18 protein-coding genes are annotated in these 14,527 nt (G+C 65.9%); 6 read left to right on the forward strand and 12 right to left on the reverse strand.

Annotated elements, in window-relative coordinates:
- Window positions 1-112 precede the first annotated feature (112 nt).
- Window positions 113-1,027 carry a carbohydrate kinase family protein gene (locus EP376_RS17865; RefSeq protein WP_127656992.1) on the forward strand — a complete coding sequence of 305 codons (915 nt, stop codon included), beginning with the start codon at window positions 113-115 and terminating at the stop codon, window positions 1,025-1,027.
- On the forward strand, window positions 1,024-1,461 hold the full coding sequence (dtd, locus tag EP376_RS17870; protein ID WP_127656993.1) for a D-aminoacyl-tRNA deacylase: 438 nt from the start codon (window positions 1,024-1,026) through the stop codon (window positions 1,459-1,461). The genes EP376_RS17865 and dtd overlap by 4 nt, the downstream gene beginning before the upstream one ends.
- Here the strand turns inward: dtd and EP376_RS17875 are convergent.
- The 5 genes from EP376_RS17875 to EP376_RS17895 all read right to left on the reverse strand — a co-directional run bounded on the left by EP376_RS17875 (window position 1,458) and on the right by EP376_RS17895 (window position 5,280).
- Complete coding sequence (locus EP376_RS17875; protein WP_127656994.1) at window positions 1,458-2,624, reverse strand: cation:proton antiporter; 1,167 nt, start codon at window positions 2,622-2,624, stop codon at window positions 1,458-1,460. The genes dtd and EP376_RS17875 overlap by 4 nt on opposite strands.
- Window positions 2,625-2,717: 93 nt before the next feature.
- Window positions 2,718-3,188, reverse strand: coding sequence for a CAP domain-containing protein (locus EP376_RS17880; protein ID WP_127656995.1), 471 nt, complete (start codon window positions 3,186-3,188; stop codon window positions 2,718-2,720).
- 45 nt (window positions 3,189-3,233) lie between these two features.
- Window positions 3,234-4,016 carry a metal ABC transporter permease gene (locus tag EP376_RS17885; RefSeq protein WP_127656996.1) on the reverse strand — a complete coding sequence of 261 codons (783 nt, stop codon included), beginning with the start codon at window positions 4,014-4,016 and terminating at the stop codon, window positions 3,234-3,236.
- Window positions 4,016-4,807 carry a metal ABC transporter ATP-binding protein gene (locus EP376_RS17890; RefSeq protein ID WP_127656997.1) on the reverse strand — a complete coding sequence of 264 codons (792 nt, stop codon included), beginning with the start codon at window positions 4,805-4,807 and terminating at the stop codon, window positions 4,016-4,018. The genes EP376_RS17885 and EP376_RS17890 overlap by 1 nt, the downstream gene beginning before the upstream one ends.
- The gene (locus tag EP376_RS17895) at window positions 4,804-5,280 is read right to left on the reverse strand and encodes a transcriptional repressor (RefSeq protein WP_127656998.1); all 477 of its coding nucleotides are present in this window, start codon (window positions 5,278-5,280) and stop codon (window positions 4,804-4,806) included. The genes EP376_RS17890 and EP376_RS17895 overlap by 4 nt, the downstream gene beginning before the upstream one ends.
- 71 nt (window positions 5,281-5,351) lie before the next feature.
- Here EP376_RS17895 and EP376_RS17900 point away from each other — a divergent pair, with 71 nt between their 5' ends.
- Window positions 5,352-6,359: a metal ABC transporter solute-binding protein, Zn/Mn family gene (locus EP376_RS17900; RefSeq protein WP_127656999.1), complete on the forward strand. Its 1,008-nt coding sequence runs from the start codon at window positions 5,352-5,354 to the stop codon at window positions 6,357-6,359.
- Between the two features lie 274 nt (window positions 6,360-6,633).
- Here EP376_RS17900 and EP376_RS17905 read toward each other — a convergent pair whose 3' ends face one another.
- On the reverse strand, window positions 6,634-8,193 hold the full coding sequence (locus tag EP376_RS17905) for a trimethylamine methyltransferase family protein (protein WP_127657000.1): 1,560 nt from the start codon (window positions 8,191-8,193) through the stop codon (window positions 6,634-6,636).
- 162 nt (window positions 8,194-8,355) lie between these two features.
- Entirely contained in the window at window positions 8,356-8,634 is a 279-nt protein-coding gene (locus EP376_RS17910; protein WP_127657001.1) for a DUF3572 domain-containing protein, read from the reverse strand.
- Between the two features lie 90 nt (window positions 8,635-8,724).
- On the opposite strand from EP376_RS17910, the gene EP376_RS17915 reads away from it, so the two are divergent.
- Window positions 8,725-10,191 carry a diguanylate cyclase gene (locus tag EP376_RS17915; RefSeq protein WP_127657002.1) on the forward strand — a complete coding sequence of 489 codons (1,467 nt, stop codon included), beginning with the start codon at window positions 8,725-8,727 and terminating at the stop codon, window positions 10,189-10,191.
- 27 nt (window positions 10,192-10,218) lie between these two features.
- Here the strand turns inward: EP376_RS17915 and EP376_RS17920 are convergent, their stop codons facing one another.
- The 4 genes from EP376_RS17920 to EP376_RS17935 all read right to left on the reverse strand — a co-directional run bounded on the left by EP376_RS17920 (window position 10,219) and on the right by EP376_RS17935 (window position 12,272).
- Window positions 10,219-10,725 (reverse strand): periplasmic heavy metal sensor, encoded by a 507-nt coding sequence (locus EP376_RS17920; RefSeq protein ID WP_127657003.1) that lies wholly within the window; start codon window positions 10,723-10,725, stop codon window positions 10,219-10,221.
- Window positions 10,726-11,079 carry a hypothetical protein gene (locus EP376_RS17925; protein WP_238928789.1) on the reverse strand — a complete coding sequence of 118 codons (354 nt, stop codon included), beginning with the start codon at window positions 11,077-11,079 and terminating at the stop codon, window positions 10,726-10,728.
- Window positions 11,072-11,674 (reverse strand): RNA polymerase sigma factor, encoded by a 603-nt coding sequence (locus EP376_RS17930; protein ID WP_238928790.1) that lies wholly within the window; start codon window positions 11,672-11,674, stop codon window positions 11,072-11,074. The genes EP376_RS17925 and EP376_RS17930 overlap by 8 nt, the downstream gene beginning before the upstream one ends.
- A 76-nt stretch (window positions 11,675-11,750) precedes the next feature.
- Complete coding sequence (locus tag EP376_RS17935; RefSeq protein ID WP_238928791.1) at window positions 11,751-12,272, reverse strand: EF-hand domain-containing protein; 522 nt, start codon at window positions 12,270-12,272, stop codon at window positions 11,751-11,753.
- Window positions 12,273-12,463: 191 nt separating this feature from the next.
- Here EP376_RS17935 and EP376_RS17940 point away from each other — a divergent pair, with 191 nt between their 5' ends.
- Window positions 12,464-12,883: a DUF983 domain-containing protein gene (locus EP376_RS17940; RefSeq protein WP_127657004.1), complete on the forward strand. Its 420-nt coding sequence runs from the start codon at window positions 12,464-12,466 to the stop codon at window positions 12,881-12,883.
- Window positions 12,884-12,908: 25 nt separating this feature from the next.
- A complete protein-coding gene (locus EP376_RS17945; RefSeq protein ID WP_127657005.1) occupies window positions 12,909-13,598 on the forward strand; it encodes an NUDIX hydrolase in 690 nt (229 codons plus the stop codon).
- Here the strand turns inward: EP376_RS17945 and EP376_RS17950 are convergent.
- Window positions 13,595-14,497 carry a DMT family transporter gene (locus EP376_RS17950; RefSeq protein ID WP_127657006.1) on the reverse strand — a complete coding sequence of 301 codons (903 nt, stop codon included), beginning with the start codon at window positions 14,495-14,497 and terminating at the stop codon, window positions 13,595-13,597. The two genes, EP376_RS17945 and EP376_RS17950, sit on opposite strands and share 4 nt — an antisense overlap.
- Window positions 14,498-14,527 lie beyond the last annotated feature (30 nt).

Genomic DNA, 14,527 nt, shown 5'->3' on the forward strand with positions numbered 1-14,527 from the left:
GACTCGATCAACGTCATTCTGAAATCACGAAATCCGCACCGCCGCCTTGACCAGAGTCAAAAACAGCGGTCTAGACGGAGATGTTGGCGCTAACACAAGACCGGAGATCCCCATGATCCTTTCCTGCGGCGAAGCCCTGATCGACATGCTGCCCCGTGAAACCGAGGCGGGGGAAGCCGCCTTTGCGCCCTATGCGGGCGGCGCGGTGTTTAACACGGCCATTGCTTTGGGGCGGCTTGGTGCGCCGTCGGCCTTCTTTTCGGGCCTGTCCTCGGATCTGTTCGGCGACATCCTGCGCGCCTCCCTCGCCGATTCAAAGGTCGATGCGAGCCCGGCCCATATCTCCGACCGGCCCACGACTCTCGCCTTCGTCACGCTCAAGAACGGTCAGGCCAGCTATGCGTTCTATGACGAGAACACCGCCGGGCGCATGCTGTCAGAGGAAAACCTGCCCGACATCGCGCCCGAAGCCGCGTTCTTTGGCGGGATCAGCCTCGTGGTCGAACCCTGCGGCACGGCCTATGAAACCCTTCAGGCATGGCAGGCCGAACGCACCGTGACGATGATCGACCCGAACATCCGGACAAGCTTCATCAGCGAAGAAACCTCCTACCGGCAGCGGATCGAGCGGATGATGGCGCGGGCCGACATCGTAAAGCTGTCGGACGAGGATCTGCACTGGCTGTGCGGCGAAGGCAGCATCGACACGCTGGCAAAATCGGTTCTCGAGACGGGGCCGAGCCTTGTTCTGATCACCCGCGGTGCCGAAGGCGCGACGGGCTACACCGCCACCGACGAGATCAAGGTCGCCGCCAACCCTGTCGAGGTGGGCGACACCGTCGGCGCGGGCGATACGTTCAACGCGGGCGTGCTGGCCTCGCTGCATGCGGCGGGCGTTCTGCGCAAGGACATCCTGCCCACGCTGGGGGTCGACGTGATCGGCGAGGCGATCTCTCTTGGTGTGCGGGCCGCAGCCATCACCGTGTCGCGCGCCGGGGCCAATCCACCCTGGGCAGACGAGCTGTGAGGGCGCTGGTTCAGCGCGTCAGCGAGGCCTCTGTCACGGTTGACGGCACCATCATCGGCCAGATCGGGCCGGGGCTTCTGATCCTCGTCTGCGCGATGCAGGGCGACACGGCCGACAAGCCCGCGGCGCTTGCCGCCAAGATCGCGAAACTGCGCATCTTCCGCGACGAGGCCGAGCGCATGAACAGATCGCTGCTGGATGTGGGCGGCGCGGCCCTTGTCGTCAGCCAGTTCACGCTGGCGGCCGATACATCGCGCGGCAACCGGCCGGGGTTTTCCGCGGCGGCCCCGCCGGCCGACGGCGAACAGCTCTACGAGGCTTTCGCCGAGGCGCTGGCCGGACTTGGGCCGCAGGTCGAGCGGGGCCGGTTCGGCGCGGACATGAAGGTGGCGCTGGTCAATGATGGGCCCGTCACGATCTGGCTCGACGTCTAGGACCCTGACCCGCCGCGCGCCTGCCGACGGATTATTGCAAGCGTGATCGGCGGGCCCATGATCTCGAAGACAACGGTGCTGGCAATCGTCAGCGCCATGATCGAAGCGGCCCATTGGGGAAAGGTATCCCCGGCCACAAGCGCCATGCCCACCGCGACCCCCGCCTGCGGCAGGAGCGCGGGGCCGAACAGGACCTTGTCCCGCCCGTCGACCCCCCCGATCCATGACCCCACGATGCCACCGATCCATCGCGCGACGATGCGCAACACCATGTAGATCACCCCGGTCCAGCCCAGCAGGAACAGCGCCTCCACCTCAAGCGATGCCCCGGCCAGCAGGAAGAACAGGATCATGAACGGCCATTGCAGGTTCTCGATCTCGTGAAAGGCGCGTTCGTGATGCCGGGCAAGGTTGGTCACCACCGCGCCGACGGTCATGCCCGTCACGAGGAACGACACTTCGAACCACAGGGCCAGACCGGCCGACAGGAAGACGACACCGATCGCCTCGGCCTGTAGCGGCTCTCCGGGGGACAGGCGGCCGGTCAGCTGGGCCGCGGGAATGCCCAGAACGATCCCGAGAACGACCGCGCCACCCAAATCCCGGGCCGCACCGACCGCCACGTCGCCCCAGCTGGCCGCCTGCCCCGCAAGGACAAGCGCGATGCTGAAGACCAGAAGCCCCCAGACATCGTCGATCGCGACGATACCCTTGAGCGTGTCGGTAAAGGGATTGCTGATGCCCGACTGCCGGATGACATCGGCCATGGCCGCGGGGGCGGTCGCGGTCGCGATGGCTCCGAGGATCAGGGCCAGCCCCGGCGGAACTCCGACGAGGATCAACCCGGCCGAGACCATCACCAGTGTTGCCAGCACGATTGCCACCGAGATCGCGAGGATCGCCCGGCCATGGCTGAGCAGGTTATCGCGCGACAGGGCGCCGCCCAGCAGAAAGGCCACCATCGTCAGCGCCACGATGGAGATGGCATCGAACCATAAGGTCACGTCTTCGGGGATGAGGTCGAACCCCGCCTGCCCGGCCCCGAGACCAAGCAGAAGAAGCATCGTGACACGGGGCAGCCGGGTCATGCTGCCGAACTGGTCGGCGACCAGACCGGCCAGAAACAGCACACCCAGCGTTGTCAGAACAACAGCGTTTTCCATGGGGCATCATCCGGACCGGGCGGCGGCAAGTCGTTGATCCCGATCAATGTCACCCGCTGATCCTCCTCTTGGGCGCGTTCCCCGGGCAATCGTTCAGCATTGGCGGGCGTAAAGCATGACCCACATCGGCCCTTGCGGACCATTCGCGATGCCGATGCCGTAATGTGTCGCGCGATCCAGAAGGATATTGCGGCGATGGCCCGGGGAATTCATCCAGCCGGCCACGATCTGTTCTGCACGAGGAAAGCCGAACGCCAAGTTTTCGGCGGTGAGGCAGGTGTCGAACCCGGCCCGTTGCGCCCGCTGGGCCGAATTGCTGCCGTCGCTGCCCTGATGGGTCATCTGGCCATCGCGCGCGATGTCGCAGGCATGGCGCTGTGCCGCCAGCATGAGGTCGGCATCCCCGCGCAGGGCCCGAAGCCCCTGCCCCTGCCGCGCCGCGTTGATCCCCTGACCAAGACCATCGGCCAGCGCCTGAACATTGGCCGGTGTGGTGCAACTACCCTGCGCGAGCCCGACATTGGCGAAAAAGACGATGACCAGCGAAAGAATACTTCGAAACATGAGCGGCACTCCGGAAGGGCGGGACGTTACAGAACCGCGAAAAGACTAACGCCCGGTTGCGAGGTGAGAAAGCAGATAGATCCCCGCCGCGACGCAAACGATGCTCGGCCCCACCGGCGTGTCGAGCCAGACCGCCATCCACAGGCCCGCGACGGCCGCGATGCCCGCGATCGTCATCGACAGGATCGCCATGGCCTCGGGCGTGCGCGACAGGCCCCGCGCCGCGGCGGCCGGCATGATCAGAAGGGCCGCGATCAGAAGCGCGCCCACGACCTTGATCGCGACCGCGACCACGCAGGCAATCGCCAGGGTTAAAAGCCGCTGATCCCGGCGCGGATCAAAGCCCGCCGCATGCGCCAGATCCGGCGTCAGGGTCGACGCCAGAAGCCGCGACCAGAACCACCACAAGAGCCCGATGACAACCGCCGCGCCGCCCCAGATCACCGCGATGTCGCCCCATCCGACGGTCAACACATCCCCAAAGAGATAAAGATCGAGGTTCACCTGCCGCCCCGGCAAAAGCGCAACCGCGACAAGCCCCAGCGCCAGCGCCGAATGCGCCAGCACACCCAGCGCCGTGTTCACCTCGTGGCCGCGACTGTCCAGCCGGTCGAGCGCGAGCCCCATGACAAGCGCCATGACCAGAACACCCGCAAAGATCGGCAGGTTCGTCACCAGCGACAGGGCCACGCCCAAGATCGCGGCGTGGGCCGTCGCATCGCCGAAATAGGCCATCCGCCGCCAGACGACGAAACAACCCAGCAGGCCCGCGGCAAGGCCCGTGCCGAGCCCGGCAAGGGCCGCACGCAACAGGAAGGCATCGAACATCACTGTCCGGTGCTTTCGAGCGTCGCGTCGGAATGGGCGTGGCCCTGCGCATGATCATGGCCGTGATGGTGATCGTGGTCATGATCGTGGTCGTGGTCGTGATCATGGCGGTAGAGCGCCAGCGCGCCTTGTGTGCCTGTGCCGAACAGCTCGCGCCACGCCGGTGCCGCCCGGACGACCTCCGGGGTTCCCTCGCAACAGATATGCCCGTTGAGGCAGATCACCCTGTCCGAGGCGCTCATCACCACGTGCAACTCGTGGCTGACCATAAGGACGGCACAGCCAAGTTCATCGCGCAGCGCCTCGATCTGCTTGTAGAATGCGGCCTGCGCCGGCTGATCAAGGCCTTGGGTCGGCTCGTCAAGCATCAGGATGTCAGGCTTGCCGATGATCGCACGGGCCAGAAGCACGCGTTGAAATTGACCGCCCGAAAGCTCGGCCAGCTGCTTTTGCGCGACGTGGGCCACTCCGGCCTCGTCAAGCGCGGCCTCGGCCAGCGCATCGCTGACCCGCATCGGCAGGTCCAGAAACCGACGCACCGTCAACGGCAGGGTCGTGTCGATCTTGAGGCTTTGCGGCACATAGCCGATCTTCAGGCCCCGCGACCGGACAACACGCCCTGCCTCGGGGCGGACAGCGCCGATCAGCGCGCGCAACAGCGTCGATTTGCCCGATCCATTGGGCCCGACGATCGTGACGATCTCGCCCGGTTCGATGGTGAGGTTCACATCCCGCAACACGATCTGGCCGCCCTGCCGGACGCGCAGCCCCTCGGCCGATATCAACGTCATGCTTGCGCTCCGGTCTGGCAGGACGGGCAAAGGCCCTCGGCCTCGACGACCGCCTGTTCGATGACAAAGCCCGCCGCCTGTGCCGACCGCGCAAGCGGCCCGCCCCGGGCCTGCCCGGCTTCGGCCACGGTGCCGCAGGAGCGGCAGATCATGAAGGCCGGATCGTGGTCCGCGCCGGGCCGCGCGCAGGCGACAAAGGCGTTGAGCCGTTCGATCCGGTGGGCAAAGCCCTGCTCCGTCAGAAACCCCAGCGCGCGGTAGGCCACGGGTGGCTTGGACCCCAGCCCCTCCTCCGACAGGCGAGCCAGCACATCATAGGCCCCCATCGCCACATGATTCTCGAGAAGGATCTCGAGAACCCGGCGCCGGACCGGCGTCAGCTGAACTCCACGCTCCGCACAGGCGGCTTCTGCAGCGGCAAGCGCCGTCTTCACACAGGCGGAATGGTCATGTCGGTCGAAACCGTCGGTCATTGCGGACTTTCTGGTTGTTATGTTATAACATACTAATTATACGAGACCCGTAACAGACACTCAAGGACCCGATGAAACCTATTGCCGCCGCCCTGTCACTTCTTCCCCTGCCCGCACTTGCGGAAGCTCCGGTCGTCATAGCAGATACACCGATCATGCACAGCCTCGCGACCCGGATCGCCCAAGGCACGGCAGTTGAACCCGCATTACTGCTCTCACGCGATTACTCGGCCCATCACGGCGCCCTTCGCCCGTCGCAGGCCCGGGCGATCGCCTCGGCAAACCTCATGTTCTGGACGGGGGAGGACCTGACGCCCTGGCTTGCCCCTGCGCTGGCCTCCCTGTCTCCGCAGGCGCGCGATGTGGAATTGCTGGCGACCGACGGCTGGGAGCCACTGGCCGGAGTGGCGCACAGCCACGGCGACGAGCATGACGAACATCACGACGACCACGATGATCACGATGATCACGCGGACGCAGACCATGAGCATGAGCATGAGCATGAGGACGAACACAATCATGACCATGACGAGCAGCACACGGACGACCACGCCGGTGACGTGGTCGACCCCCATGCCTGGCTTGACCCAAACGTCGCCTTGGCATGGGCCGGGACAATCTCGGCAGAACTCTCGCGCCTCGCCCCCGATGAGGCCGCCGCATTCGCGGCAAACCTCGAAGCATTCGCCACCGAGATCGCAGCGCTGAAGAGCGAGATCAACGATATCCTGGCCCCTCATCGGGGTGGGGCCTTCGTCGTGGGGCATGATGCCTACGGGTATTTTTCCCGCGCTTTCGACATGGCGCCAAGCGGTGCGATTCTGCCGCCCGGGGCGCATGATGTGGGCCCCCGCGGATTGGCTGAGGTTCGCGAATTGATGGCGGACGAGGGCGTCGCATGTGTTCTGTCGGATATCGAGACACCGTCAGAGACCGTGGACCTCGTGGCCAGCGTCACTGGGGCCCGCATCGTCCTCGCCGATCCCGAGGGTCGCGATCCAGAACCGGGGCCGGACCTGTATATCGCGACACTCCGGGCTTTGGCCGATGATCTGGCCGACTGCCTCGCAGAGAGCTAGGGCCAGCGCAGGTTCGTGGACTGGCAGCGCCCGGGCCCGCGGCTAGCGGGGCGCTGCCTTTTCCCCAGTCAGCGGGGTCGGGCGCGGCTCGCGCCTCTCTGCCATAATCGGCTGATCTTGAACGCCGCAACGGCACCCGCCGCCACACTGCGAGATCGACAATGGACCCGGAAAGCTGACGCCCGGATGGCCCGATCCCGATCACAAGGATGGGGGCGGTCCAAAATTCCAGAATTTTGGAGGGCTGCCAAAATTTCGAAATTTTGGCCGCGCGTCAGAAATCCGTGGGCGCGCCGCCCTCGGCCTTGCGCCTGTCGACGAATGCGGCCAACTCGTCCCGGATCGCCGCATCCATGGGCGGTGGCTCGAATTCCGCAAGGATGGACTTGTAGACACCATGGGCCCGGTCCGGCGTCCAGACCCCGCCCGCCAGATCCCAAGCCTCGTAGTTCCGCCAATCCGATACGAACGGCTGGTAGAATGCCTCTTCATAGCGCGCCTGGGTGTGCTCGATCCCGAAGAAATGCCCGCGTGGGCCGACCTCCCGGATCGCTTCGACGGCGATCTCTTCGGGTCCGGTCGCGCAGATCGACGGCTCCAGATAGCGCTGGATCATCTGCAGGATCTCGCAATCCATGACGAATTTCTCGGGGCTGGCGATCAGCCCGCCCTCAAGCCAGCCCGCGGCGTGATAGACCATGTTGGCGCCCGACTGAACGGCAGACCACAGCGAATTCGACGTCTCCCACATGGCCTGCCCGTCGGGGACATTGGCGGCGCAGACCCCGCTTGCCCGCATCGGCAGCCCGTAGAATCGCGCCATCTGCCCGGTCATCTGGGTGGCCCGCATGTATTCCGGGGTGCCGAAGGCGGGGGCACCGGATTTCATGTCGACATTCGAGGTGAACGTCCCGATCCCGCAGGCGCAGCCCGGCGCCACGTATTGGAACAATGCGATCGCCGAGAGGGCCTCTGCGATCGACAAGGTCACTGCACCCGCCATCGTCACCGGCGCCATCGCCCCCGCGAGGGTGAAGGGCGTCACCACCACCGCCTGCCCCCGCCGGATCAGCCGAAGGCAGCCATCGATCATCGGCACATCATGCTTGAGCGGCGAGGTCGAATTGATGTTGGTGTACATCCGCGGCGTCGCCTCGAATTCCTCGTGGCTCAGGCCACCGGCGATCCGGACCATCTCCATCACGTCCTCGACCCGCTCGGGCCCGAGAGAATAGGCGTGCATGACCTTGTCCGTCAGGGTCAGCTTGTCGAAGAGCACGTCGAGGTGCCGGACGGAGGCATGGATATCGACCGGCTCGACCGGATATCCACCTGCGAAATGAATGCAGTTGAAGAACTGGGTAAGCCGCAGCAGGTTGGCGCAATGGGCGCGCGTCCCCGGCACCTTGCGGCCAAGCTCGAGGTCCCAGTAATTGGGCGGAGAAGAGACGTTGCCGAACAGGATATGCCCACCGCCGAGCGTGATCCTGTGCGCCGGGTTGCGCGGGGTGATGTCGAATTGCGCGGGCGCGCGGCCCACCATCTCCATCACCCAATCGCGGCCCATCCGGACATTCGTGCCATCGACTGTCATCCCTGCCTTGCGAAACAGGCTCAGCGCCTCTTCATTGAGGAACTCGATCCCGATCTCTTCAAGGACCCGCATCGCGCCATTATGGATCGCAGCAACCCCTTCGGCCGGAAGCGGCTCGGTCGGCCTGTCGGTATTAAGAGGGAGCCGCCAGGCGCTCTGTTCGATCCCCGAACTGCCGCGCCGCGCGGCATTGCCCGCGCGTCCGCCCGATCGTCTGCGCCGGTTCAAGACCTGATCCATATCCGAAACTCCGCTGCACTCGGAACAGATCGTCGCAGGTCAGACGGTGCGGCATCGGCCAGAATGCGACGGGGATCGTCGCTTTTGGGCAAAATGATCGTGACGTGACGGATTGGCGGGCGACCGGCCTCGCATGACAAGGCGACGGCACACCGGGCGCCTCTAGTCCCAGCCGTCCTGTCCCGGACCTGCCAACACCTTTCGTGCCATCATCGGCTGGGCGTAATCAAGCGTTTGTGCATCACAGAACCCCATGACCCAGGCATCATCCATCGTCAGGAATTCGAGAACCGACAATAGGAACACCGGATCCGAGGCCCTTTGGCGCAGCTCCTCGGGGGCGGCCCCGGTGGCACCAAGAAACACGGCCCCGAGGTCTTCATGCCCGGCGATCCAGACCAGCGCCTGCACCGCGATATCTTCGGCTCGATCCGGTGTCATGGCGGGCTCCCCTGTCGCAGAAACGCATTCTTAACCATTCCCACCGAATGTAGTGGTTGAAAAGGGGCAGAAGCCCGAAAGGGAAACCGGATGAATTGTCTCGTCCTTCTTGTCGATCCGGTCTTTACGAACAGGATCACGCTGCGAAGCGCTCTCGAATCCGCGAACTACAGGGTCCTGTGCGCCGATGGTCCGGCGGATGCGATGGCCCGACTGGGCGAGGCACAGCCCGACCTGATCCTTCTTGGTCTTGATGAGGGCTTACCGGCGGTTCTGGAATTCTGCCGCCGGATGACTCGAAGCGGCGTCATCGAATCGCTCAAGTCCACGTTCGGCCTGAACCACGACGCCCCCGCGAGGCCAATCCCGATCATCGGCCTGGCGAGCACCGATCGCCCTGCCGCGCGCCTTGCCGCGCTCAAGGCCGGTGCGACAGAGGTGCTCGACAGGCCGGTTTGCGAGGGGCTGCTTCTGGCGCGTATCCGGTCGATCCTGCGCAATCGCGATGCCCTGGATGATTTCGCGTCGGTCGAGGAATATTCCGCCGGCTTTGCCGACGCCGACGAGGAGTTTCACGGTCCGAGGCGCATCGTTGTCCTGTCCGCGCGGGAAAGTGTACTCAAACCCGCAATCGAGGCCGCGACCGTCGCGATGAACGACCGGGTCGAATTCCTGACACCGGGCGAAGACCTGTCAGAGGATGCCCCACCGGAGCCCGACCTGTTCCTGATCGATGGTGTCGGTGCCCATCTGTCTCCCGGCGATCTGTTGCGCCTGCTTTCCGATCTTCGCAGCAGGCCATCGGGGCGTCACGCGGCACAGATCGCCATCCTGCCTGCAGAGGCACCCGATCTGGCCGCCACGGCGCTGGACCTCGGCGCCAATGATGTGGTCAGCCACATGGTCAGCACAGCCGAACTGGCGATCCGCATCCGCAATGTCCTGCGCCAGAAGGGCCAGGCCGACCGGATGCGCGACAAGGTCCGAAACGGTCTGCGCGCGGCGATCACCGATCCCCTGACCGGCCTCTACAACCGCCGCTATGCCATGGCGCAGCTTGCCCGTTTGGCGGAGCAGGCGGCCATCTCGGGGCGCCGATTTGCGGCAATGGTCCTCGATATCGACCATTTCAAATCGGTGAACGACCAGTTTGGCCACAGCGCAGGGGACAAGGTCCTGCGCGGCGTCGCCCAGATCCTGCGCGAGCAGGTCGAACCGCGCGGGATCGTCGGCCGGATCGGGGGCGAGGAATTCCTGATCGCCCTGCCTGACACGACCGAGGCCGAGGCCCAGAGCCTGGCCGACAGCCTGCGGCAGAGAGTGGCCGAGCAGCCGATCTCTGTCACCCGGACCGCGCCTTTCGGTGACTCCGACCGGGCAGAGGCGATCCTGCGCGCCAATGTGACAGTGACCCTGTCTGTCGGCGTGGCGCTCGGCGGGGCGGAAGCCTGCTCCGAGGCCGGGATCACGGGCCTTTATGCCCGCGCCGACGCAGCGCTTTACGCGGCCAAGACGGCGGGCCGGAACACCGTCACGCTCTGCCCCTCGGCCGCCTGACAGGTGGCGGCGCCGGGGCCCGCAATTCTAGCCGTCGGTCCGGTCCGTCCGGTCATCCTCGCGCGACCCTCTGCGGCTTTGCTCTTCGAGACGGTCGGCGAGGGCGCGCCGGTCCTCGGGCGACATCTCGGAGATCCGCGCGATGATCGCCGCCTGCCCGTCCTCCTGAAATGAAAGCGCCATGTCGCGAATGCGGTCGAGCGTTTCGGCGAAGGCGCCCGCGTCAAAATCATCGGCGCGCAGCAGGATCAGCAGATCCTCGCTTCGGCCGCGGATTTCGCGGAACCCGGGCCGCTGACCCTCCCCTCGCGCGCGCATCTCTTCGATGACGGCACGGCGATCCTCCGGGGTAAGCGCGCGGCTCAGAGGGCCAGGCGTCAGGTCCACCGACCGGGGCGGCCCGCCATCCGTCCGCCATTTGTAGGCGGACCCGATGGCAAGGCCCGCCACCGCGAGGTTCACGCCCAGCGACACGACCAGCACGATCCTAAGCCAGCGCGGCGTGCCGCCCGGGGCTTGCTTGGCATCGGCCATCTATCCCTCCATCCCGAGGCTGTCGCCAAGGCCCGTCAGATCAACCGCGACCGTGCCGCCCAGCAGCCCGGCCACCGCGTCATCGACCAGATCGGGCGGGGCGAGGCCGATCCACAGCCCGACGACACCGGCCGCGACCAAACCTCCCATGGCGGGCCATCCCCCCATCAGATCGAGCACGCCGCGCCAGCCCGTCGCGGCAATGGCGCCCGCCACCGGCTCGGGTCGGGGGACAAGCCTGTCGGCATCCTCGACCAGACGCGCCATCAACACCGCATCGATCGGCGCGACAGGATGCTGCGCCACATCCTCGAGAAGGGCGTCAATCAGGCTCTGGTCGGTTTCATCAGTCATCTTCATATCCCAGTTCCGCCTTCCGGTGAGCGAGGAGCGCCGCAAGGGCCCGTTTCCCGCGGGCCGTCAGACTTTCGACCGCCTCGACAGTGATGTCCATGATCTCGGCGATCTCCGGATTGCCCAACCCCTCGAGATGCCGCAGCGCCACGGCCTGCGCCTGTCGCTCCGGCAATTCGGCCAGCGCCGCAGCCAGAGCCGTCATCCGGGCCGACCCCATCATCGTGTCGGATACGCCGGGCCGGTCGTCCTCGGGTTCGGCCACGGTGTCGATCGGCACGGCCCTTGCTCTGCGGCGCAGGCGATCCGTGCACAGATTGGCGGTCACCCGATAAAGCCACGTCGTGACACGCGCCTCACCCTGCCGCCAGTCGGGCGCGAGTTTCCACAACCGGATCAACGCCTCCTGCGTGACATCCTCCGCCTCGGCGCGATCGCCCAGCATCCGGACCGCCTGTGCCAGAATCCGTGGCGCAAGCCGCAGGGTCAGGTCACGCCCCGCATCGGGATCGCCATTGGCATAGGCGACAAGAAGGGCTCCCTCCTCGTCGCCTTGTGCCGTTTCTGCGGCGTCGTGTTGGGCAGGCATCGTCATGGCCTGCCTTCCTAGCCGCGGGGCCCTGCCCCGTCCATCGGCAAGGGCGGACCAGCGGTCCGCCCAGCCCCTGCCATCAGCCGCGGTCGCGAGGGCCATGCCGATCCCCGTTCTTGCCACCGCCGTGACGACGGCCACCGTGATCCGAGCGCGCGGTGTCGAATTCCTCCGCGCTGACCGACCCGTCGCCATCGGCATCGAACCGCGCCATGAACCGGCCCGCATCCGGGCCACGATCGGCCATCTCGGCGGGTTGGATCAGACCGTCGCCATTTTCGTCGAACCGTTCGATCATCCCGGTGATCCGGTCTGCCAGGCTGGCCGCCATCCGGGCCTCGGCTTGTGCAGTCAGTTCATCTGCCGACAGCGCGCCGTCGCCGTCCAGATCGGCCTCGGCGAACCGGGCCTCCGCGGCACCGGCAAGTTCGGCCTCGGTGACTATCCCGTCGCCGTCAAGATCGAGCGTCTCGAACGCCATCATCCCGCCGCGGCCCTGTGTGCCATCCGGGCCGTTGCCCTGCGCCGCGACACCGGTAACGGCAAAGCCCACCGCAATCGCCGCGACCAGCGCGCCCGTCTTGATCATGCCATGTGACATCGTGTTCTCCACTTTCTTCAGCCTCGTTTTCCCCGGCCTTATCGCCGAAATCCCGAGTGATACGCCGGGCCCGGAGCGTTCCGTCGCGCGCGGGCAAAAATTATCCGGCCCGCGTCATGGCGCCGCAAAGAACAGGATCGGGGTTTTCTTTTCACGGAACGAGGCAGAGAAAGGCGCCGAAAGAGGTTTCCATGTCCGAACAATCGCTCGAATCCCCCCTCGCTTCCGATACCGGCACCGACGAGGACGACCGTCCGACCAAACCCGCGATCCTGCGTGGGTTTCGCCGGCGCTGCCCGAATTGCGGACGGGGACATATCTTCGACGGCTATCTCAAGGTGCGCGATCAATGCCCGTCCTGCCGCGAAGATCTCTCGCATCATCGGGCCGATGACGGCCCGGCCTACCTCACGATCCTCGTGGTGGGGCACCTGATGGCACCGCTGATCCACATCGCGTTCACCCGGTTCCGGCCTGAACCGCTGGTTCTGGCCACGATCTTTACCATTGGCTGCGTGGCGTTGTCGCTTTACCTTCTGCCCAGGCTGAAAGGCGTGGTCGTGGCGTTCCAATGGGCGCGGCGGATGCACGGTTTCGGCCAGACAGGCTGATAACCGGGCGGGAGCCCAGCGCCCCATGACAGACAAGAGCCAGTTGCGCGACGCCGCCACCATCGTGCTGATGCGCGATGAGGACACGCGGCCACGCATCCTGATGGGTCAGCGCGGCGCGGGTGCTGCGTTTTTGCCCAACAAGTTCGTCTTTCCCGGCGGCGCGGTCGATGCGGTGGACGGAACGATCCCGCTGGCCAGACCGCTGAGGCCAGACACCCATGCCGCGCTTGGCCGTGAAAGCGGTTGCACGCCCGAGGCCCTTGCCGCCGCGGCCCTGCGCGAATTGTGGGAAGAGACCGGCCTGATCCTTGGCGATCCGCACGGCTGGGCGGAGCCGCCGCCCCGCGGCTGGCGCGGATTCGCGGCGGCGGGCTTTGCGCCCAGCGGGGCCGAACTGACCTATATCTTTCGCGCCGTGACGCCGTTGGGCCGGCCGCGCCGGTTCGACGCGCGGTTCTTTCTCGCCCGCGCTGAAGCGCTGGCCACCGATCCCGACGATTTCTCGCGGGCCGAGGACGAGTTGAACCATTTGCAGTGGATACCCCTCGATACGGCGCGCGACTTTGATCTGCCCTTCATCACCGAGGTGGTCCTGGCCGAATTGTCGGGTCGCATCGCGGGCACGACGCCGCCTGATGACGTGCCGTTCTTTCGCAACGATGACGAGGCGCACCTGGTCACGCGGCTTGGCGGGCGCAGGCCGCTCGACTAGGTCACGAGAACGAGGCCCAGAACGCTTGCCGACAGCAGGACGAGTCCCTGCCCTTCGCGCCATGTCATCCGCTCGCGGAAGAACAGGATCGAAACAGCCATCGACAGGATCAACTCGACCTGCCCCAGCGCATTGACATAGGCCACCGTCTGAAGCGTGAAGGCCGTGAACCAGCAGACCGATCCGATCATGCTTGTGATCCCGACAAGGCCCGCGACGCGCCATGCCGCGAACACGCGGCCGATTTCGCCACGCTCGCGCCAGAGCAACCAGGCCCCCAGCGCCAGTGTCTGGAACAGGGTGACACAGGCCAGCGTGACCACCGCCCGCAAGAGCGTATCGCCCGAGGCCAGCGAGAGGGATGCACCCCGATAGCCCACCCCCGACATCGCGAACAACAGGCCCGAGGCCAGGCCAAGACCTGCCGCCCGGTTGAAGATGCGCCGCGACCAGCGGCCCGAGCCACCCGGCGGATCCGACAGCAGCAGAACACCGGCAAAGCCCACGAGGATGGCGATCAGCGCAGCGAGGGACACGCCCTCGCCCAACACGATCAGCCCGACCAGCACGCTCATCAGGACCTCGGTCTTCTTGAAGGTCATGCCGACGGCGAAATTGCGGTGCGAAAACAGGGCGACGACGCACATCGTGGCAAGGATCTGCGTGGTTCCGCCGACAAGGGCGTAGGCCCAGAACGCAGGCGGGACCGACGGCAGCGCCTGTCCGCTTGTCCACGCATGACCCGCGAGCAGGATCAGAACAAGCGGCGCGGAATAGACAAAGCGGGCGAATGTCGCCCCGCCGGTGGACAGGCCCGTCACCTTCAGCCGCTTTTGCAGCGCAAAGCGGGCAGTCTGCGCCACGACGGCGCCTAGGGTGACGTAGATCCAGGCATCCATGCGATCTCATCGCAGGAGCCGGGCGGAGTT

This window comes from Alexandriicola marinus, from assembly GCF_004000435.1.
Taxonomy (GTDB): Bacteria; Pseudomonadota; Alphaproteobacteria; order Rhodobacterales; family Rhodobacteraceae; genus Alexandriicola; species Alexandriicola marinus.